Origin of the sequence: Pseudomonas sp. KT_2_4 (assembly GCF_041410225.1) — a bacterium.
Taxonomy (GTDB): domain Bacteria; phylum Pseudomonadota; class Gammaproteobacteria; order Pseudomonadales; family Pseudomonadaceae; genus Aquipseudomonas; species Aquipseudomonas paracarnis.
Map to the genome: position 1 here is coordinate 4,095,031 of NZ_CP166962.1, position 19,313 is coordinate 4,114,343.

Below are 19,313 nucleotides of genomic sequence, written 5' to 3' on the forward strand. Positions count from 1 at the left end.
TGAAAAATCCCCATGTCGTCCTGGCTCGCTACTGCATGTTGTACCCTCTGGTCCTCATTCCAAACCCAGGTCGATCCTCATGCAGTGCCTGCGTTTCACCTTGCTGTTTTGCGCGTTGCTCCTTGCACCGTCTGCCTTCGCCGCCACCGTACTGGAAAATGCCTTGTGGCGCGTCGAACTCGACCCCGCCACCCTGGCGCTGCGCGTGACACCCGCAGGCCAGGCTTCGGTGCAGGCGTCCAGCGGTGTGGCCTCGCATGCCGTCAGCCAATTGCAGAACACGCCTGATCAAGCCACTTGGCAATGGGACAACGGCGCCTATCGCCTGACCGCCCGCCTGCAACAGCGCGACCTGGCCTTGACCATCAACGCCCGCGAGCCCGGTGAGCTGGCCCTGCTGCGTCAGCCTGCCGAGGCCATGGGGCGAGGGTTGATCTGGCCCTTGGCCGAGGGGCATTACGTGCCTGCCGGCAATGCCATCTGGAAGACGTTTCTGCTGGAGCGGGGCGAGTTCAATACCACCCAGGACCTGAGCCTGCCGCTGTGGGGCGTGGATCATGGTGGCTTCACCTTGAGCTGGCTGTTGACTAACCCCTACAACAACCGCCTGCAATGGCAAGCCGACGGCAACGGCCTGGCGCTCTCCGCGGCCCATGAATTCACCTCGCTGGCGCCTGATGCGCCGATGACGCTGCGGCTGTACCTGGGCGATGCCGACCCATTGGCTGGTGCCAAGCGCTACCGCCAGTGGCTGGTGGAGCAGGGCCGCTATGAGCCGTTGGCGGACAAACTGCGGCAAACACCCGAAGCCCAGAAACTGCTGGGCGCCAGCCATGTGTACCTCTGGGACAACGGCCTGCTGGCTTTGGGCGATGTGCGTGATTGGCCAAGACTGATCCAACGGCTGCGCAGCCATGAACTCAAGAGCCTGATGGACAAAGAGAGCGCACAGCTGCTGGCGCAGTCCGCTGCACTGAATCGCTATGAACAAACCGTGCTCCTGCGCGGCCTCAACGCGGCGATCAACACCAAGGCCCGGCAGGCCTGGCAAGTGCAAGAGCCAGATATGACCCGCCTTGCCGCCCGTTATGGTGAGCTGCGCAGTGAACTGGCCGTGGACTTTGCGGGAGCCTTGAGTGACAGCCCGCAGACCTGGGGCAGTAGCACCATTCAAACCCTGCGCGACGCCGGGCTGCAGCGTCTGCTGCTGACCTTGGGCGAAGGTTGGGAGGGTGGCCTCTGGCATCCCGAAGCGATTCGCGCGGGGGTGGAAGCCGGTTTTCTGATGGCGCCTTACGACTCCTACGAAACGGCCCTGTCCTCCACCGAAAACCCCGATTGGACCACTGCCCACCTGGGCGCCAAGGCCTACCGCGACTGCGCGATCGTGTTGAAAGACGGCAAGCTGAAAACCGGTTTCCAGAAATCCGGCCACTACACGGATCCACGTTGTGTGCGGCCGCTGCTGGAGGCACGGGTGAAGGCAGTACACGCCAAGGCTGGCTTCAATGCCTGGTTTCTCGATGCCTACGCCACCAGCATGTTGTTCGACAGCTATCGCAGCAACGCCAGCATGACTCAGGCACAAAACGCCGAAGGCAATATCGATGCTTCCCGCTGGATCAACACCGTGCCGAAGCTGGTCACAGGCTCCGAAGACGGCAACGCGATCACTGCCCAAGGCATCCTGTTTGCCCACGGCATGCAGACCCCGGTGATCGGCTGGGGTGACCGCGAGATGACCCAGGACCCGCAGTCGCCGTACTTCGTAGGCAACTGGTACCCCACGGAGCAACCGGCGGTGTTCTTCAAATCGGTGCCGTTGAAGGAGCCGTTTCGCACGCTGTATTTCGAACCGACGATGCACGTGCCGTTGTATCAGGCGGTGTTCCATGGCTCGGTGATCACCACCCATCATTGGCTGTTCGACAGCCTCAAACTGAGCAATGTGCAGGGCGACAATGAGCTGACCCAACTGCTCTACAACGTGCCGCCGCTGTACCACCTCAGTGCGGCGACGCTCAAGGCGCGGCTGCCGATTATTCAGCGCCAGGACCGTTTTTTCCGGCCGTTGCACCAGCGCCTGGCAACCCAGGAAATGACGGATTTCCGCTGGCTTACGGTGGACAAGCAGCTGCAGCAAACCACCTTCGCAGACGGGACGCGGTTGGTGGCGAATTTCTCGGCGGTGGATAAACAGGGGTATGCCGGGCGCAGTGTGACGGTGCTTGTGGAGGGGGAGGAGCCGGTGGTGTATCAGGTGAAATAACGCTGCCCGTTACGGCGCCATCGCGGGCAAGCCCGGCTCCCACAGGGTAATGCATTCCAAAGGTGGGAGCCGGTGGTGTATCAGGTGAAATAACGCTGCCCGTTACGGCGCCATCGCGGGCAAGCCCGGCTCCCACAGGGTAATGCATTCCAAAGGTGGGAGCCGGTGGTGTATCAGGTGAAATAACGCTGCCCGTTACGGCGTCATCGCGGGCAAGCCCGGCTCCCACAAGGGAATGCATTCCAAAGGTGGGAGCTGGCTTGCCTGCGATGAGGCAGGTACAGGCGATGCAGCACTAAATCTTACGCCACACACTCGCCAACCAAGGCTGCTGTTCCCGCGGCAACCCGGCCGGCCGGTAGTAGTGCTCCAACTCTTCAAACCCGGCTGCGGTCAGCAAGGCCCGCCAGGCCTGCAGATCGTGATAAGAGCCATACCGCGGCCCATTCCAGCCCTCCTGGTTCTCGCCCCGAGGGTTCGAGCTGAACAGCACGCCCCCAGGCTTCAACGCGCCGTGCAGCTCTTTGAGCACTCGGGGCAACTCCTGCTTGGGAATATGAAACAGCACCGCATTGGCAAACACGCCATCGAAGCGGTCGGCGGGCAGGTCCAGTTTGAGAAAGTCCTGCTGCAGCACCTCACAGCCGCTGTCTTCGCGGGCCATCTGCGCAAAACGTTCGGAGCCATCCAGGCCCACGGCGATATGCCCCATGCGCGTAAACGTCTGCAAATCCCGCCCTGGCCCACAGCCGAAATCCAGCACAGTGAACGGCGGAGTGCCCTGGATATGCCGCAGCAGCGCGTCGATGTTCTGGCTCACATCGTGATCGCGGGTGCCTTCACGGAAGTCTTCGGCCACCTTGTTGTAATGGCCCAGGGTGGTGGAGGTGATCTGGTTGAGGTCGTCGGGAGCAAGTTTCATGGCATGGCGCACGGCTGCGGCTGAGGTGGTTGGACTATACCCCGGCCCACTCTTGAGTTGAAAACCGTGTATCCGCTGTAGGGCACTTCATGGCGCTCGCAGTGGGCGCATCCGACAGACCGTCACGGGAAATTGTGGGTAAGATTCGGCCTTCATTTGCAGAGGGTTATACATCCATGGAAGAGGAAAAACGTCCCACCGTTGGCAACGACATCGCGCCGAACAAGGTCGACCAATACGCCACGAGATTGAGCAATGGGCTGTTCTGGCTCAATGAGCGTGCCTGGCCGCTGACGGTGGGGATTCTCTCGGTGGCAGGCCTATACCTGTACCAGTACATCCAGATGGAAAAGGTGCCGCTGAGTATCTTGTCGGCGTCGGCGTTCACCGCATTGCCAGCGATGTTCGCCATGTTGGTATTTGTGATCGGCATGATGGGTGCATCGATCCTGGTGCCCACGTTCATCTTGTTCACACGCCTGAACGGCACAGGTGTGCGTCTGAGTGATCAGCTCAATCTCAGCCCGCAGTCGCCGCAAGAGACGGCCCAGCACAGGAGGTTACTGGGACATTGGGCGGCCAGCCTGTTGGTGATGTTTGTGTTCTGGATGTCCGCCGTATACCTGTCCGTGAACGCCGAAAGTGGGTTTTTGCTGACGTTCAGTTGGATCGTAGCGATCATGGCGGCGGTAGTGGCCTATGTCGGCATCATCATTCGTGCGCGCCCCGCCCATGTTGCTCTGCGTGAGTTGTCCGGCGAGTTCTGGCTGGCCAGTGCTGGCGCCGGGGCCATTCAAATGGTGGTCATTCTGATGGTGACGGTGCCGGTCTCCCGCGCTTTCAGCGAGTACTCCGACAGCGCCGTGTTCTTTGCGCCGTTCATGGCCGCCGAAATGGCCGTGTTGTTCCTGATCCAGGGAAGTGCCGCCTGCCTGGTGGTGCGTATGCGCGTCCAGAAAAACCCGGTGGCGTTCGCCTCATTGGTGGCCTTTGCGCTCATCGTTTTACTCGGGCTGATCCCGGCGAGTGGGGCCAAGTTGGGCGGCCTGCCGCTGCAAGGATCCGCCTCGGGAGGGCGCGTTTGTACCTTGATGACCTGGACGGCGCAGGCCCAGGTTCCCGGCGCGCTGGTAGACGCCGACAACCCCAAGCGCAGCGTAAAACTGCGAGTGATGGCCGACTCGGATGGCAGCTATATCGTGCGGCCCTGGCAGGCCAAGGAAAAAACCATCACCTTCGTGCCCCGTGCCAGTGTTGCCCAACTGGATGAGTGCCCGTGACGTCAGCGCTTGTTCAACACCCGCGCCAACCTATCCCCACTCAGTTGGATCACCGCCACCAGCACCACAAGCAACACAATCACGGTGAGCATGATCTGCGTATCGAAGCGCTGGTAGCCATAGCGGTAGGCAATATCGCCCAGGCCACCGGCGCCGATTGCTCCGGCCATGGCCGATGAATTGATCATGGTCACCAGGGTGATCGTGAAGCCGCCGACGATGCCGGGCAACGCCTCTGGCAACAGCACATGCCAGATGATGTGCCAACGGCGGCAACCCATGGCCTGCGCGGCTTCGATCAGGCCATGGTCGACCTCGCGCAGGCTCACTTCAGCGATGCGTGCAAAGAACGGCGTGGCGGCGATGGTCAGCGGTACCACTGCCGCCCAGACGCCATAGGTGGTGCCGACGATCAGGCGGGTGAACGGGATGAGCGCCACCATCAGGATCAGAAACGGAATGGAGCGGAACAGATTCACGAACGCTCCCAGCACGCGGTTTAGCGCCGGTGCCTGGTAGATGCCGCCCTTGTCACTGGTGACCAGGAATACCGCCAGCGGAATGCCCACCAGCAGCGCGATCAGCGATGACACCCCCACCATCAACAAGGTGTCGATGGCGCCCTGCACTAAACGATCAAACCACATAGCCCAGCACCTCCACCTGTTGTGCCCAGTTGGCCGCGCGTTTGCGCAGTTCTTCGGCGTTGTGCGGCGATCCATTCACCGCCAGCAGCAGTTGCCCCAAGGCATGCCCCTGGATGCGTTCCACGCCCCCTTGTAGTAAACGCACACGGCCGCCGAGGGCACTGAACAGCGCCGCGAGGTCTGGCTCCAGGGTGTCGCTGCCGGTGAACTGCAGGCGCAGCACCAGTGCGGCGTCGGCCGAGGCTGGCGTGGGTTGCAGGCGGCGTTGCAACTCTGGCGGCAAGCCGTGTTGCAGCGGTGCGAGCAGGGTCTTGCTGACCTCATGTTGCGGATCGCCAAACACCTGCCACACCGGGCCTTGCTCGACGATACGCCCGTGCTCCAGCACCACTACGCGGTCGCAGATGTCGCGGATCACCGCCATCTCATGGGTGATCAGCACGATGGTCAGGCCCAGGCGCTGGTTGATCTCGCGCAGCAGGCCGAGGATCGACTGGGTGGTTTCCGGGTCGAGGGCCGAGGTGGCTTCGTCGCACAGCAGAATCTGGGGGTCGTGCACCAGCGCGCGGGCGATGCCGACGCGCTGCTTCTGCCCGCCGGACAGCTGCGCCGGGTACGCCTTGTGTTTGTCTTGCAGGCCTACCAGCTCCAGCAGTTCATGCACCTTTCGCGCGCGTTGTGCCTGGGGCACACCGGCGACCTTGAGCGGCAACTCGACGTTCTGCCACACGGTCTTGGCCGACATCAGGTTGAAGTGCTGGAAGATCATGCCGATGCGTCGCCGCAGCGCCACCAGATGGTCTTCATCGAAGCTGCCGATGTCCACCTGGTCGATCAGCACCCGTCCGCTGCTGGGTTGTTCCAGGCGATTGATGGTGCGGATCAGCGATGACTTGCCGGCGCCGCTGCGGCCGATGATGCCGAACACTTCGCCCCGCCGGATCGCCAGGTCAATGCCTTGCAGCGCATGCACCGTGCCGTCATAGGTTTTGCCCAGGTTGATGAACCGCACATGGGCGCGGTTCAAGTCCGGGTGCAGTTCAGTCTGTTCCGCGTGGCTGGGCGCAGGGGCCAGATCGTGCAATCGGGCGTTGGCGGCACTCATGGTTTAGCTTCCCAGCCAACCTGATAGAGCTTGCCGAGGGACTTGTCCAAGGCCGCACGCACCACCGGCGAGTGCTGGTAGATATCGACGAACTTGATCACCCGTGGGTCGGTTTTGCTCTTGGGCTGGATGACGAACTGAATCACGTATTCCGGATGATCGAGGCCGTCGAACAGCAGTGCCGACTCGGCATCGAAGGTCTTGGACAGGCGGATGTACGCCGGGTAGCCCTGCACCAGATCGGCGTCGTCATAGGCGCGCACCAGTTGCACCGCTTCCACTTGCAGGATCTTGATGTTTTTCGGGTTGGCGATGATGTCTTCTTCTGTGGCCTTGTAGCCCACGCCCGGTTTGAGGGTGATCAGCCCGGCCTTGGCCAGCAGTTGCAGGCCGCGACCGCTGTTGATCGGGTCGTTGGCAATCGCCACGCTGGCGCCTGCGGGCAGCTCGTTGAAGCTTTTGTATTTTTTCGAATACAGCCCGACGTTGTTGATGATGCCCGGCGCGTACGGCACCAGGTCAAACCCGGCGGCGGCCTTGGCGTTTTCCAGGAAGGGGATGTGCTGAAAGTAGTTCACGTCGATATCGCCGGCGGCGAGGCTGACGTTGGGCGCGATCCAGTCGGTGAACTCCACCAGTTCGACCTTCAGGCCCTGCTTGCCGGCCTCTTCTACGGCGGCTTCCAGCGGAATGGCGAAGGCGGCGGTGGTGCCGATTTTCAGCGGGGCGTCGGCGGCGAATACCGCCGAGCTGAATAAGCCGAAGGCCAGGGCCAGTGCTTTGACTGGGTTGTTTAAGAATGTCTTTTTCATAGTGGTTTTCCAGTCATAAGGTCTTAGGTAGCGAGATCGTTCCCACGCTCCGCGTGGTAATGCAGCCAGGGACGCTCCGCGTCCCAAAAGCGAACGCAGAGCGTCCAAGAGGCATTCCCACGCGGAGCGTGGGAACGATCAAACAACGTGGCGGTAGGTAGAGCCGGTGTGTTGTTTGGGTAAGCGAGCCGTGTCGTGGAAGACTTTTTCCCGCAGCGTTCCCTGCGCATATTCCGTCTTGTACGAGCCCCGTCGTTGTAACTCCGGTATCACCAGCTCAATGAAATCCACATAGCTCTCCGGCGTCACAATGCGCGTCAGGTTGAAACCATCCAGCCCGGTTTCGCTGATCCAGGATTCCAGCTCATCGGCCACCTGTTCAGGCGAGCCCACCAGGGTGATATAGCGCCCGCCCAAGGCGTGCTGGTCGAGCAATTTGCGCCGGGTCCAGTCGTTGTTCTGCAGGTTCTGGGTGGCCGACTGGATCGCGTTGCTCTTGACGTACTGGATCGGTTCGTCCAACGCGTACTGGGCAAAATCAATCCCGGTCGAGGCCGAGAAGTGCGCCACGCCGGCTTCCGCGCTGGCGTAGCTGAGGTACTCGGCGTGCTTGTTCCAGGCCAACGCTTCAGTGGCGCCCACAATGACGTTCAGGCCCATGAATACCTTGATGTCGTCCGGGTTGCGCCCAGCCTCCACTGCGCTGGCGCGCACCTTGTCCACCTGGCGCTTGGTCGCGGCCTTGTTCTGCCCGCTGATAAACACGCACTCGGCATGCCGCCCGGCGAACAGCAAGCCGCGCTCGGAACTGCCGGCCTGGAACAGCACCGGCGTGCGCTGCGGCGAGGGCTCGCACAGGTGGTAACCCTCCACCTGATAGAACTCGCCGTGGTGCTCTACCTTGTGCACCTTGCCCGGTTGCGCATACACCCGCGCTTGGCGATCGTTGTGCACCGCGTCGTCTTCCCAGCTGCCTTCCCAGAGCTTGTACAACACCTGCAGGTATTCATCGGCCTGGTCGTAGCGCCGGTCATGCTCGACCTGTTCGGTAAGGCCCATGGCCTTGGCGGCGCTGTCGAGGTAGCCGGTGACAATGTTCCAACCCACCCGGCCACGGCTCAGGTGATCCAGCGTCGACATGCGCCGGGCGAACAGGTACGGCGGCTCATAGGTGAGGTTGGCGGTAAGGCCGAAGCCAAGGTGCTGGGTAACGGCGGCCATGGCCGACACCAGCAGCAACGGGTCGTTGACCGGTAACTGGATCGACTCCTGGAGCGGCACGTCGATGGAGTCCTGATACACGTCATACACGCCGACGATATCAGCGATGAACAAACCGTCGAACAACCCGCGCTCCAGGATCTTCGCCAGTTCAGTCCAGTATTCGAGGGTCTTGTACTCGGTCGAGTTGTCCCGTGGATGAGTCCACAAACCGTGATTGATGTGCCCGATGCAGTTCATGTTGAAAGCATTGAGCAGGATCTTTTTTTTGCTCATCAGATGGTCCCCCGCAGCGGCGGGTTTTCATCGTTGAGGTAGTAGTTGCCAACCGCATGGTATTTCCAGCGCACCGGGTCGTGCAGGGTGTGCACCCGGGCGTTGCGCCAGTGGCGGTCCAGGCCGTGTTCGGCCAGGGTCGCCTGGCTGCCGGCCAGTTCGAACAGGGTGCTGCCGGCCGCCAGTGAGATCTCGGTGCTCAGGGCGCGCACTTCGGCGACGGCGATGGAGGCTGCGGCGACGGTCTGGGCATTGCTGTCGGCCTGGGCGCGGTCGAGGAATTCACCCGAGCGTTCCAGCAAGGCTTCGGCGGCGTGCAGGCGGCTGCTCAGGTGGCCGAAGCTCTTGAGTGTCAGCGGGTCTTCGGTGGCCTTGTCGTTGCCGGCGTCGATCCACGGGCGGGTCTTGGTGCGCACAAAATGCAAGGCATCCTCAAAGGCTGCGCGGGCGATGCCGGTGTCGATGGCTGCGTGAAGGATCTGCGCCAGCGGGCCGACAGTGGTCGGGCGTTCGAAGGCGCTCTGGAACGGCACCACGTCTTGCGCCGCGACCCACACGTTGTCGAACACTACCGAGCCGCTGCCGGTGGTGCGCTGGCCGAAGCCGCTCCAGTCATCGATCACCGTCAGCCCCTCGCTGTCACGCGGTACGAAGGCCAGGTGCTGGACGCCGTTTTCATCCACCACCGAGGTGGGGATGCGCTGGGCGTAGATCGCGCCGGTGGCGTAGAACTTGCGCCCGTTGATGCGAAAACCATCGCCGTCGCGGGTGAGGCTGGTAATGCGGTCGTGTGCGGTCTTGGTGCCCAGCTCCGCCAAGGCGTTGCCAAAGCGTTGGCCAGCCAATACCTCGGCGTACAGGCGTTGCTGCTGTTCGGGGCTGCCGTTCACCCGCAGTACTTCGAGGGCATAGAAATGGTTTTGCGGAATCTGGCCCAACGAGCCATCGGCCTGGGCGATCAGTGCGATGACCTTGGCCAGGGTGACGTTGGACACGCCCGCGCCACCGTAGGCCTTGGGCACGCTGATGCCCCACAGGCCAGAGCGGGAAAACCCGTCCAGCTCGGGCAGCGGCAGGCGGCGTTCGCGGTCGCGTTGGGCGCTGTCGCGGCGCAAGTCTTCAGCAAGATCGCTGGCGACAATAAGCGCTTGTTCGTCGCTGGTGATGACCGCGACGGGGTGAGAAAGGGTCATGAGTTTCTCCAGAAGCTCGTGGAAAAAGTGTTCTGGTTGGTTAAATCCACGAATGACGAGCCGGCAAGGTGCCGTTGAGCCGATAGGCGCCGATGGCGTGGTACTTCCAGCGCACCGGGTCGTGCAGGGTGTGAACCCGGGCATTGCGCCAGTGACGGTCAAGGTTGAATTCGGCCAGGGTGGCGCGGCTGCCCGCCAGCTCAAAGAGCTTCTCAGTGACTTGTAACGCCACTTCGGTGGTCAGCACCTTGGCTTCGGCCACGGCAATCGAGGCGTGGGCGGCGGATTGCGCGGTGATCGGCGCGGCGCTGACCTGGTCAAGCACCTGGCCTGCCTTGCGCAGCAGGGCTTCGGCGGCGTGCAGTTCGATCTTCAGCTTGCCGATATCGGCGATCACATACAGGTCGTCGCTGGCTCGCTCGACCTTGGCGTCGATCCACGGGCGCGAACGCTCACGCACGAAGGCGATGGCATCGTCGAGGGCGCCCCGGGCGATGCCGGCGTCGATGGCGGCCTGGATCAGTTGCGACACGGCCCCTTGGATATTCGGGCTTTCGCCCAGGCGCCAGTTGTCGATGACCAGGTCCGGGTCCACCGCTACGCGATCAAGCAGCACGGTGCCGCTGGCGGTGGTACGTTGGCCAAAGCCGGACCAGTCATCAACGATGCGCAGCCCTTCGCTGCCGCGACGTACAAAAGCCATGACCTGCTTGCCGTCATCGTTCAGGGCCTTGATTGCCACCCAGTGAGCGAACAGGGCGCCTGTGGAGTAGAACTTCTGGCCGCTGAGCACGTAACCGTCGCCTTCGGCCGTGAGGCGCGCCTTGAGCTCCAGAGTATTTTTGGTGCCGCGTTCCGGGCCGCCGTTGCCGATGCGCCAGCCGTCGAGCACGCTCTGGAACAGCTGCTTTTTCTGACGCTCGGTGGCGGTGCCCTGCAATACGTGCAAGATGCCGAAATGGTTCTGCGGGATCTGCCCGAGTGCCGGGTCGGCCGCGCTGATGATCGCGAAGACTTCGGCCAGGGTCACAAACGACACCTGGGGGCCGCCGTATTCGCGGGGAATGGAAATACTGCCCAAGCCGCTGCGGGTGAACTGTTCGAGCTGCGCCCAGGGCAGTTTGCGTTGCTGGTCGCGCTGGGCGGCCTGCGCACGCGCAGCCTGGGCCAGCTCGTGGGCGGCGCTCAGCGCCTGGGCGTCGTTGCGCAGCACCGTGGCGGGCAACAGCAGGGGAGCTACGTCCACATCACTCTGGGGGGATGTTAGAGCCAAGTTAGACATCAGCGCCGCTCCTTGGCTGCACGCAATGCCCTGGCGTTGCGCACCGGGGTAATTCTGACCATACCGACCTCGCATTCAATGAAATAAACAGAAAAATCAGGAATGTCCGGTGGTCCGGTGCATATACCCTAAGCGTGTTAATTATTTAAATAAACTAACTTTTAGGAATATGCATAGAAGGGCTGTCACCCCGGTTCACAGGGTGAACCGAAGCGACGCGGTTGATAGCCTGGCGCGGGCGAGGCTGGGCGGGGCGGTGTGCAGGCGGCGATGCGCAGCGTGCGGGCGGGCGCCCAGCGGGAGTTGTTACCCACGCGATCGAGAATGCAGTAGGTGACCTCCAACCGGCAGTCGTCGCCGGCTTCGACAATCACGTGGGGCGGCACCCACACCTGCACCGCCAGGCCGACGCTTTGAGCCTGAATGCGGGGCAGGTCCAGGCGTACATCGCCCCAGCGCAAGGTGATGGCATCGCCCGTGCTCATGTTCAGGTAAGGCTCGATGGTCAGCGGAATACCGCGCCTTACCTGGCTGCTGTTGACGCCATGGCGGCGGATCGTCTCGGGCAGGTTCACGGGCGCCAGGTTCTGGTTTTCATCGCCGCCTTCAGGGTTCAGGCGCGGCGAAGGCTGACCGCCGGGGTAGTTGGTCTTGACCCGCACCAGGGTCACCGCCGAGCGCATCGGGCCATGGCCGATCTGCAAGACCTGGTAGTGGACGCGTGCCGGTCCGTCCTGCACAAAACTCTGCGGTACGCACAGGTGGGTGCACGTGCCGATCTTGCACGCCGTCACCTTGCGCGAGGCGGCGAAGCAGTTGTTCCAGAACAGTTCGATCAGGTCGCCTTCTTCCATGCTCGGGTAGGGTGAAATGTCGACCTGCAAGTGGGCGGAGGCCAGGGCGCTGATGCCGTTTCCAATAGCCTGGGGCAGCCTTGGGGCACGGAGCGTGGCCGAGGTTTGAGCGTGTGTCATAAGTAATCTCCTTGGTGCAGCCAGCAGCAATCGTTCCGAAACCTCGACGAACAGGCGCAAGGGGGGTCGAAAGGCACGATTCAGTCAGTAGCCGGGATAGGATCCAATCCTCAAGGCGCTAGATAAGAGGGTTGGCCAAGGAGCGTCAATGGAGGCAAAGGGCTAAACGGTGGGTTTGGCGAGATTCAGACGGGTCTGACGGGGAGGGGGATTTCAAGAGGCAGGCGGCGGGGTCTTTTACGGGGTGAAATGGCGACTCCCTGTAGGGCCTCGCTTATGTGGGAGCTGGCGTGCCTGCGATAGGATCACCCCGGTTGGACTGCTACACCGAGGCGCTTGCATCGCAGGCAAGCCAGCTCCCACACAGAACATCAGTGGGCGAGGAATTTGCTCAGGAACTGCTTGGTACGTTCTTCCCTGGGGTTGGCAAACAGCGCCTTGGCTTCGCCCTGTTCGACGATCACGCCCTTGTCGAAAAAGATCACCCGGTTGGCCACATCACGGGCAAAGCTCATCTCGTGCGTGACGATGACCATGGTGCGGTTTTCTTCGGCCAGGCTGCGAATGGTCGCCAATACTTCACCCACCAGTTCCGGGTCGAGGGCCGAGGTGGGTTCGTCGAACAGGATCACCTCCGGCTCCATGGCCAATGCGCGGGCAATCGCCACACGCTGTTGCTGGCCGCCGGACAGCCGCCTTGGGTAGGACGCTTCCTTGCCCGCCAGGCCGACCCTGGCCAACAGCTTGCGCCCCAGTTCGGCCGCCGCTTCCCGTGGCATCTTCTTGACCACGATGGGGCCTTCGATGACGTTTTCCAGCGCGGTGCGGTGGGGGAACAGGTTGAAGTTCTGGAACACAAAGCCCACATGCTGGCGCAGGCGTCGCACCAGGCCCTGTTGCTGGTTGAGCGGCCTGCTGCTGTCGATCTGGATGTCACCCACCTTGATACGGCCGCTGGTGGGTTCTTCGAGGAAGTTCAGGCAGCGCAGGAAGGTGGTCTTGCCGGAACCACTGGGGCCGATGATGGCGACCACTTCGCCTTCCTTGACCTCCAGGTCGATGCCGTTGAGCACCACCTGACCATTGAATTGTTTGGTCAGTTTTTCAACCACGATCATGCTTCAAGACTCCAGGTCATGCCGGTTGACCCGGTCTTCCAGACGATTTTGCAGATGCGCCAGGATGCTCGCCAGGATCCAGTAGATCAGGGCCGCGGACAGATACATGGTGAAAATTTCGAAGGTACGCGCCGACACCAGTTGGGCCTGGCGGAACAGCTCGGGCACCTGGATGGTGGCGGCCAGCGCCGTGTCCTTGACCAGTGAAATAAAGCTGTTGCCCAAAGGCGGCAACGCCGTGCGCATCGCCTGGGGCAGGATGGCCCGGCGCAACGTCTGCGCACGGGTCATGCCGATACTGGCAGCAGCTTCCCACTGGCCACGCTCGATGGAGGCGATGGCGGCCCGCAGGATTTCACACGCATAGGCAGCCATGTTCAGCGAAAAGCCGATCATGGCAGCAGGGATAGGGTCCAGCTCGATGCCCACTTGCGGCAAGCCGTAGTAGATCAGGAACAGCTGCACCAGCAACGGCGTGCCACGAAAGAACGACACGTAGACCCGGGCCGTCCAACTCAGCAACTTGAAGCGCGAGAGGCGCATCAAGGCCAGGCCGAAGCCCAGCAACAGGCCGAAAAACATCCCGCCGAGGCTGAGGATTACCGTGTAGTACGCGCCCTTGAGCAGAAAGGGCGCGGAGTCCAGCGCGAGTTGGAAACCTGCTTCCATTATTGAGTGACGTCAGCGTTGAAGTACTTCTCGGACAGCGTCTTCAAGGTGCCGTCGGCGCGCAGTTTGTCCAGAGCCTTGTTGACTGCGTCGAGCAATTCAGGCTCGCCTTTGCGCAGGGCGATACCGGATTCCTGACGGGAGAAGGCGTCGCCGGCAGCGGCGGTGTCGGGGGCCTTCTTGGCGTATTCCAGCGCGGCCAGGCGGTCGATCAGGATGGCGTCGATGCGGCCGATGCGCAGATCCTGGAACTTGGTCGGGTCGTCGTTGTAGGTCTTGATAATAGCTTTAGGCTGGTTGTCCTTGAGCCATTGTTCGTAGTTGGTGCCCAGGCCCACACCCACTTTCTTGCCGGCCAGGTCGTCGGCTTTCTTGATCGAGTCGACGTTCTTTTTCAGCACCAGCGCCTGGATGCCGGACACGGTGTAAGGCTTGGAGAAATCGTATTTTTTCTTACGCTCTTCGGAAATGGTCACCTGGTTGACCACGGCGTCCAGGCGCTTGGATTCCAGCGCGGCAAGGATGCCGTCCCATGGCGTGGCTTGCAGCTTGACCTTGACGCCCAGCTCCTTGGCCAGTGCCTCGGACAATTCCACTTCGAAACCGCTGAGCTTGCCGCTTTCATCGACAAAGCTGAACGGTGGGTAGGTGCCTTCCAGGCCGATCTTGATCTCGCCGGCCTTTTTGATGGTGTTCAACTGCTCGCCGGCAACCGCCTGGCCCAGCCAGCCAGCGCCAAGCGCCAGGCCCAAAGTGCCAACCAACAGCGTGCGACGAAATGCGGAAATAGTCATGGAGAGCCCCTGTGTTTTTATGGTGAGCGAAGCAGGTGACGCGGTAGTCGTATCCTGCCCTAAAGTGCGAAGCGCGTCTTCGCCTTCGGCGCGATGATAAAGCGGGTTTTTAAGTCTTGAAAATAATAAAAATACAATTTCATATTCTTTTTGGAAATATGTGCGGCTTGTGTGGGAGCTGGCTTGCCTGCGATTGCAGTGTGTCAGTGCCAAGTTTCTGGCTGACCCAGCGCAATCGCAGGCAAGCCAGCTCCCGCATCGACCGTATTCAATCAGTTGAAAACTGAGTCATAAGCAAACAATGCCGGCGCGCCACCGGTATGCAGGAAAATGATCGGCCCCTCTTCAAAGCGCTGGCGCCCGATGCCGTCCAGCAAACCGGCCATGGCCTTGCCGGTATACACCGGGTCCAGCAACAGACCTTCCTGGCTGGCCAAAAGTTTGATCGCCGAGAGGGTGCCAGCGTTTGGCTCGCCATAACGCGGCCCGAAATACTCGTCCCACAGGGTGACCTTGAAGGCTTGCGGAATAGCCACGCCGAGCAACTCGGCAGTGCGCTCGGCCAAGCCCTGCACCTTGGGCAATTGCGCTTGCTCGGTACGCGACACCGTGATGCCGATCACCGGCAATTGCGGCAGTGCTTCGCTCAAGGCCAGGGCCAGGCCGCTGTGGGTGCCGGCACTGCCAGAGGCAAGCACCACGGCGGCAAATTCAATGCCGCTGTCTTCAATCTGCGCGGCCAACTCCAGCCCGGCGCGCACGTAGCCCAGCGCGCCGAGTGCATTGGAACCGCCTATAGGCACCAGGTACGGCTTCTTGCCGTTACTGCGCAGGCGGTCGGCGAGGGCGTTGAGTTGGTCGTCGGCGTTGTCGAGGTTTTCCACCAGCTCCACTTTGGCGTCGAACAACTCCAGCAGCAGGCGATTGCCGTTGCCCAGGTAGTTGGGGTCGTCGGTGCCGGTAGGATTCTCCAGCAGGGCAACACAGCCCAGGCCGAGCTTGGCAGCCAGCGCGGCGGTCTGGCGCACATGGTTGGACTGGATCGCGCCGGCGGTGACCAGGGTATCGGCGCCCTGAGCGATGGCGTCGGCGGCCAGGTATTCGAGTTTGCGCAGCTTGTTGCCGCCCATGGCCAGCGGCGTGGTGTCATCGCGTTTGACGTAGATGTCCCTGCCCAGCCAAGCCGACAGCCGCTCGAGTTTTTCCAGGGCCGTGGCACTGCCCAGTAGTTCCAGACGGTTAAAACGGTCGAGCTGTTGTTTGATCATGGGTACGCACGGTGGCTGAGTGATGGGGGGACTATAGGCAGGCACTTTTCATCGGGCAACCGTCAATCGCTTATGACGAAAGGTTCTTATGCTCACACCATTGGTTCTTAAGAGCTGCCTGGGTGCATACCGTAAAGTGATGGCCATTTCGTCAGGAGTGAATACCGTGAGTGAGCGTTCCAGTCATTGGCAATTGCAGACCATCGTCAGCCAGCTGCGCGGCGCCCGCGACCAGTGGCGAACGCGCAATGGGCGCTTGAGTGGCGAGCATGGTGGCCGCGAGTTGCCGTCCCGCGAGGCGGTGGCACAGATTCTTGAGGCCTTGTGCGGCGCCCTGTTTCCGATGCGCCTGGGCCCGGCGGACCTGCGCGAAGAAAGCGAAGACTTCTACGTGGGCCACACCCTCGACGTCGCGCTCAACGCCTTGCTCGCCCAGGCGCGCCTGGAGTTACGCTATGCCGCGCGCCAGAGCGGTGAGGACGACAGCGAAGTCAACGCCCACGCCATTCGCCTGATCCAGGATTTCGCCCTGGCCTTGCCATCCTTGCGCAGCCTGCTGGACACCGACGTACTGGCCGCCTACCACGGCGACCCGGCCGCACGCAGTGTGGATGAGGTGCTGTTGTGCTACCCGGGCATCCTGGCGGTGATCCACCATCGCCTGGCCCATCACCTGTACCGTGCCGGCCTGCCGCTGTTGGCACGGATCAGTGCAGAAATCGCCCACTCGGCCACCGGCATTGATATCCACCCCGGCGCACAGATCGGCCCGAGTTTTTTTATCGATCACGGCACAGGCGTGGTGATTGGCGAGACGGCGATCATCGGCGAGCGCGTGCGCATCTACCAGGCCGTGACACTGGGCGCCAAACGCTTTCCGGCGGATGAAGATGGGCAATTGCAGAAAGGCCACCCGCGTCACCCTATTGTTGAAGATGATGTGGTGATTTACGCCGGGGCGACGATCCTGGGGCGGATCACCATTGGCCAGGGTTCGACCATCGGCGGCAATGTGTGGCTGACCCGCAGCGTGCCGGCCGGGGCGAATATCACCCAGGCGAACTTGCAGCATGATGATGGGGCGCAGAAGTAATACCTGAGCCAAACGCCGGTCAGTGTGGGAGCTGGCTTGCCTGCGATAGCGGTGTATCAGTCAACAGATGGGTGGCTGACCCAGCGCTATCGCAGGCAAGCCAGCTCCCACATTTCGAATGTATTTCAACGTGGGGTCGCTGAACGATTTGCCTTCTTCATCCGTCATACCAATCCCTGAGCTAGTGTAGGAAACACCTACCACTCAGCCTTGCGATTAGTCCCAGACCGCCTATTCATGTTTAACTTGAACGTTCGTTCAAGTTAAACCGGTGGTTCGCTGCCCGCTCACAACAGGAGGCTTACCTTTGCTGAGTCCGTTTTTTACAGCCATATCCCGCAACCTTGAGGTGCATCGTTCATGAGTGCATCGTCCACCCCTTCCAGCGGCATGGTGCGCATGAATGCGCCCGTTTTCTATTTTGCCGCCACCGTCATCCTGCTGTTTGGCATCACGGTCATCGCTATCCCGCAACAAGCCGGTGCCTGGCTGCTGGCGGCGCAAAACTGGGCGGCCAACACAGTCGGCTGGTACTACATGCTGGCGATGACCCTGTATCTGGTCTTCGTGGTGGTCACCGCGCTATCGGGCTACGGCAAGATAAAACTCGGTGCCGACCACGACGAGCCCGAATTCAGTTACCTGTCCTGGGCCGGCATGTTGTTCGCCGCCGGGATCAGCATCACGCTGTTTTTCTTCTGTGTCTCGGAGCCGCTGACGCACCTGGTGCAGCCGCCCCAGGGCGAAGCAATGAACGCCGATGCGGCGCGCCAGGCCATGCAGGTGTTGTTCCTGCACTGGGGCCTGCATGGCTGGGGCGTGTTCGCGTTTGTCGGCATGGCCCTGGCCTATTTCGCCTACCGGCATAACCTGCCGCTGGCATTGCGCTCGGCGCTGTACCCGCTGATCGGCAAGCGCATCAATGGCCCTATCGGTTATGCGGTGGATGGCTTTGGCATCATTGCCACGGTGTTCGGCCTGGGCGCCGACATGGGCTTTGGCGTACTGCACCTCAACTCTGGCCTGGACTACCTGTTTGGCATTGCCCATACCCAGTGGATCCAGGTGGGCCTGATCACCCTGATGATGGGCGCGGCGATCATCGTGGCCGTGGCCGGCGTCGACAAAGGCGTGCGGGTGATGTCCGACATCAACATGCTGCTGGCCTGTGCGCTGCTGCTGTTCGTGTTGTTCGCCGGGCCTACCCAGCACCTGCTCAACACCTTGATCCAGAACATCGGTGACTATTTGGGCGCGTTGCCCACCAAAAGTTTTGATGTGTACGCCTACAACGAGCCGAGCGACTGGCTGGGCGGTTGGACGGTGTTCTACTGGGCCTGGTGGATCGCATGGTCGCCGTTCGTGGGCCTGTTTATCGCGCGCATTTCCCGTGGCCGTACCATCCGCGAATTCGTGTTTGGCGTGCTGCTGATTCCGCTGGGCTTCACCCTGGCGTGGATGTCGATTTTCGGTAACAGCGCCATCGACCAGGTGCTCAACCATGGCATGGCTGCACTGGGCCAGTCGGCTATCGATGACCCATCGATGAGCCTCTACCTGCTGCTGGAAACCTACCCGTGGAGCAAGACCGTGATCGCGGTCACGGTGTTCATCAGCTTTGTATTCTTCGTGACCTCGGCTGACTCCGGCACTGTGGTGCTCTCCACCCTCTCGTCCAAAGGCGGCAACGCGGATGAAGACGGGCCGAAGTGGCTGCGTGTGTTCTGGGGCGCGATGACCGCCCTGGTCACCAGTGCGTTGCTGTTCGCTGGCAGTATCGACTCGCTCAAGTCTGCGGTGGTACTGACCTCGCTGCCGTTCTCGCTGATCCTGCTGCTGATGATGTGGGGGCTGCACAAGGCGTTCTACCTGGAGTCGCAAAAGCAGATCGCGCAGTTGCATTCCCTGGCGCCGATATCGGCTTCACGCAAAGGTCGAGGCGGCTGGCGCCAGCGCTTGAGCCAGGCCGTGCATTTTCCGTCGCGTGACGAGGTGTACCGTTTCCTCGACACCACGGTGCGCCCCGCGATTGAAGAAGTGACCGCCGTGTTTGTCGAGAAGGGCCTTACGGTGGTGACCCAGCCCGACCCGTCCAACGACAGTGTCAGCCTCGAAATCGGCCATGGCGAAGAACGTCCGTTCATCTACCAGGTGCAGATGCGTGGCTACTTCACGCCGTCGTTCGCCTTGGGCGGCATCGGCAAGAAAGAGATCAACAACCGCCGCTACTATCGGGCCGAAGTGCACTTGAGTGAGGGCAGCCAGGACTATGACCTGGTGGGCTACACCAAGGAGCAGATCATCAATGACATCCTCGACCAGTACGAGCGCCATCTGCAGTTCTTGCACATGGTGCGCTGATAGCGTTCCTCTCAAGTAGGTCTTTGCTG

Annotated in this window: 16 protein-coding genes; 4 read left to right on the forward strand and 12 right to left on the reverse strand. The window is 61.6% G+C overall.

Annotated elements, in window-relative coordinates:
• Nucleotides 1-79 precede the first annotated feature (79 nt).
• A complete protein-coding gene (locus tag AB9N64_RS18880) occupies nucleotides 80-2,269 on the forward strand; it encodes a glycoside hydrolase (protein ID WP_371359604.1) in 2,190 nt (729 codons plus the stop codon).
• Between the two features lie 295 nt (nucleotides 2,270-2,564).
• On the opposite strand, the gene AB9N64_RS18885 is transcribed toward AB9N64_RS18880, so the two are convergent.
• Nucleotides 2,565-3,191, reverse strand: coding sequence for a bifunctional 2-polyprenyl-6-hydroxyphenol methylase/3-demethylubiquinol 3-O-methyltransferase UbiG (locus AB9N64_RS18885; RefSeq protein WP_014716453.1), 627 nt, complete (start codon nucleotides 3,189-3,191; stop codon nucleotides 2,565-2,567).
• 176 nt (nucleotides 3,192-3,367) lie between these two features.
• Here AB9N64_RS18885 and AB9N64_RS18890 point away from each other — a divergent pair, with 176 nt between their 5' ends.
• A complete protein-coding gene (locus AB9N64_RS18890) occupies nucleotides 3,368-4,471 on the forward strand; it encodes a hypothetical protein (protein WP_106111053.1) in 1,104 nt (367 codons plus the stop codon).
• 2 nt (nucleotides 4,472-4,473) lie between these two features.
• On the opposite strand, the gene AB9N64_RS18895 is transcribed toward AB9N64_RS18890, so the two are convergent.
• From AB9N64_RS18895 to AB9N64_RS18945, 11 genes are all read right to left on the reverse strand, one after another.
• Nucleotides 4,474-5,118, reverse strand: coding sequence for a methionine ABC transporter permease (locus AB9N64_RS18895; protein ID WP_003187635.1), 645 nt, complete (start codon nucleotides 5,116-5,118; stop codon nucleotides 4,474-4,476).
• Nucleotides 5,108-6,223 carry a methionine ABC transporter ATP-binding protein gene (locus tag AB9N64_RS18900; protein WP_371359606.1) on the reverse strand — a complete coding sequence of 372 codons (1,116 nt, stop codon included), beginning with the start codon at nucleotides 6,221-6,223 and terminating at the stop codon, nucleotides 5,108-5,110. The genes AB9N64_RS18895 and AB9N64_RS18900 overlap by 11 nt, the downstream gene beginning before the upstream one ends.
• Complete coding sequence (locus AB9N64_RS18905) at nucleotides 6,220-7,035, reverse strand: MetQ/NlpA family ABC transporter substrate-binding protein (RefSeq protein ID WP_019819873.1); 816 nt, start codon at nucleotides 7,033-7,035, stop codon at nucleotides 6,220-6,222. Before AB9N64_RS18905 ends, AB9N64_RS18900 begins: the two co-directional genes overlap by 4 nt.
• Before the next feature lie 138 nt (nucleotides 7,036-7,173).
• On the reverse strand, nucleotides 7,174-8,532 hold the full coding sequence (locus tag AB9N64_RS18910; RefSeq protein WP_072434713.1) for an LLM class flavin-dependent oxidoreductase: 1,359 nt from the start codon (nucleotides 8,530-8,532) through the stop codon (nucleotides 7,174-7,176).
• Nucleotides 8,532-9,725 carry an SfnB family sulfur acquisition oxidoreductase gene (locus AB9N64_RS18915; protein WP_073451994.1) on the reverse strand — a complete coding sequence of 398 codons (1,194 nt, stop codon included), beginning with the start codon at nucleotides 9,723-9,725 and terminating at the stop codon, nucleotides 8,532-8,534. Before AB9N64_RS18915 ends, AB9N64_RS18910 begins: the two co-directional genes overlap by 1 nt.
• A 40-nt stretch (nucleotides 9,726-9,765) precedes the next feature.
• Entirely contained in the window at nucleotides 9,766-11,007 is a 1,242-nt protein-coding gene (locus AB9N64_RS18920) for an SfnB family sulfur acquisition oxidoreductase (protein ID WP_019819871.1), read from the reverse strand.
• 185 nt (nucleotides 11,008-11,192) lie between these two features.
• The gene (locus AB9N64_RS18925) at nucleotides 11,193-11,981 is read right to left on the reverse strand and encodes a hypothetical protein (protein ID WP_060767880.1); all 789 of its coding nucleotides are present in this window, start codon (nucleotides 11,979-11,981) and stop codon (nucleotides 11,193-11,195) included.
• A gap of 371 nt (nucleotides 11,982-12,352) precedes the next feature.
• On the reverse strand, nucleotides 12,353-13,099 hold the full coding sequence (gene tcyN, locus AB9N64_RS18930) for an L-cystine ABC transporter ATP-binding protein TcyN (RefSeq protein WP_072434715.1): 747 nt from the start codon (nucleotides 13,097-13,099) through the stop codon (nucleotides 12,353-12,355).
• A 3-nt stretch (nucleotides 13,100-13,102) separates the two neighbouring features.
• A complete protein-coding gene (gene tcyL, locus AB9N64_RS18935; protein WP_003187646.1) occupies nucleotides 13,103-13,768 on the reverse strand; it encodes a cystine ABC transporter permease in 666 nt (221 codons plus the stop codon).
• Nucleotides 13,768-14,562 carry a cystine ABC transporter substrate-binding protein gene (gene tcyJ, locus AB9N64_RS18940; RefSeq protein ID WP_014716462.1) on the reverse strand — a complete coding sequence of 265 codons (795 nt, stop codon included), beginning with the start codon at nucleotides 14,560-14,562 and terminating at the stop codon, nucleotides 13,768-13,770. The genes tcyL and tcyJ overlap by 1 nt, the downstream gene beginning before the upstream one ends.
• A 272-nt stretch (nucleotides 14,563-14,834) precedes the next feature.
• Nucleotides 14,835-15,830 (reverse strand): D-cysteine desulfhydrase, encoded by a 996-nt coding sequence (locus AB9N64_RS18945; RefSeq protein WP_014716463.1) that lies wholly within the window; start codon nucleotides 15,828-15,830, stop codon nucleotides 14,835-14,837.
• A gap of 166 nt (nucleotides 15,831-15,996) precedes the next feature.
• Here AB9N64_RS18945 and epsC point away from each other — a divergent pair, with 166 nt between their 5' ends.
• Together epsC and betT are read left to right on the forward strand one after the other, a co-directional pair.
• On the forward strand, nucleotides 15,997-16,923 hold the full coding sequence (gene epsC / locus AB9N64_RS18950; RefSeq protein ID WP_014716464.1) for a serine O-acetyltransferase EpsC: 927 nt from the start codon (nucleotides 15,997-15,999) through the stop codon (nucleotides 16,921-16,923).
• Between the two features lie 399 nt (nucleotides 16,924-17,322).
• Nucleotides 17,323-19,284, forward strand: coding sequence for a choline transporter BetT (gene betT, locus AB9N64_RS18955; RefSeq protein WP_169856569.1), 1,962 nt, complete (start codon nucleotides 17,323-17,325; stop codon nucleotides 19,282-19,284).
• Nucleotides 19,285-19,313: the final 29 nt, after the last annotated feature.

What these genes read in the sequence shown, in the direction of transcription:
- AB9N64_RS18890 (WP_106111053.1), top strand. Translation starts at nt 3,368, where the DNA reads ATGGAAGAGGAAAAACGTCCCACCGTTGGCAACGACATCGCGCCGAAC.
- AB9N64_RS18915 (WP_073451994.1), bottom strand. Translation starts at nt 9,725, where the DNA reads ATGACCCTTTCTCACCCCGTCGCGGTCATCACCAGCGACGAACAAGCG.
- tcyN (WP_072434715.1), bottom strand. Translation starts at nt 13,099, where the DNA reads ATGATCGTGGTTGAAAAACTGACCAAACAATTCAATGGTCAGGTGGTG.
- AB9N64_RS18925 (WP_060767880.1), bottom strand. Translation starts at nt 11,981, where the DNA reads ATGACACACGCTCAAACCTCGGCCACGCTCCGTGCCCCAAGGCTGCCC.
- AB9N64_RS18945 (WP_014716463.1), bottom strand. Translation starts at nt 15,830, where the DNA reads ATGATCAAACAACAGCTCGACCGTTTTAACCGTCTGGAACTACTGGGC.
- AB9N64_RS18895 (WP_003187635.1), bottom strand. Translation starts at nt 5,118, where the DNA reads ATGTGGTTTGATCGTTTAGTGCAGGGCGCCATCGACACCTTGTTGATG.
- AB9N64_RS18880 (WP_371359604.1), top strand. Translation starts at nt 80, where the DNA reads ATGCAGTGCCTGCGTTTCACCTTGCTGTTTTGCGCGTTGCTCCTTGCA.
- AB9N64_RS18900 (WP_371359606.1), bottom strand. Translation starts at nt 6,223, where the DNA reads ATGAGTGCCGCCAACGCCCGATTGCACGATCTGGCCCCTGCGCCCAGC.
- AB9N64_RS18905 (WP_019819873.1), bottom strand. Translation starts at nt 7,035, where the DNA reads ATGAAAAAGACATTCTTAAACAACCCAGTCAAAGCACTGGCCCTGGCC.
- tcyL (WP_003187646.1), bottom strand. Translation starts at nt 13,768, where the DNA reads ATGGAAGCAGGTTTCCAACTCGCGCTGGACTCCGCGCCCTTTCTGCTC.
- betT (WP_169856569.1), top strand. Translation starts at nt 17,323, where the DNA reads ATGAATGCGCCCGTTTTCTATTTTGCCGCCACCGTCATCCTGCTGTTT.
- AB9N64_RS18885 (WP_014716453.1), bottom strand. Translation starts at nt 3,191, where the DNA reads ATGAAACTTGCTCCCGACGACCTCAACCAGATCACCTCCACCACCCTG.
- AB9N64_RS18920 (WP_019819871.1), bottom strand. Translation starts at nt 11,007, where the DNA reads ATGTCTAACTTGGCTCTAACATCCCCCCAGAGTGATGTGGACGTAGCT.
- tcyJ (WP_014716462.1), bottom strand. Translation starts at nt 14,562, where the DNA reads ATGACTATTTCCGCATTTCGTCGCACGCTGTTGGTTGGCACTTTGGGC.
- AB9N64_RS18910 (WP_072434713.1), bottom strand. Translation starts at nt 8,532, where the DNA reads ATGAGCAAAAAAAAGATCCTGCTCAATGCTTTCAACATGAACTGCATC.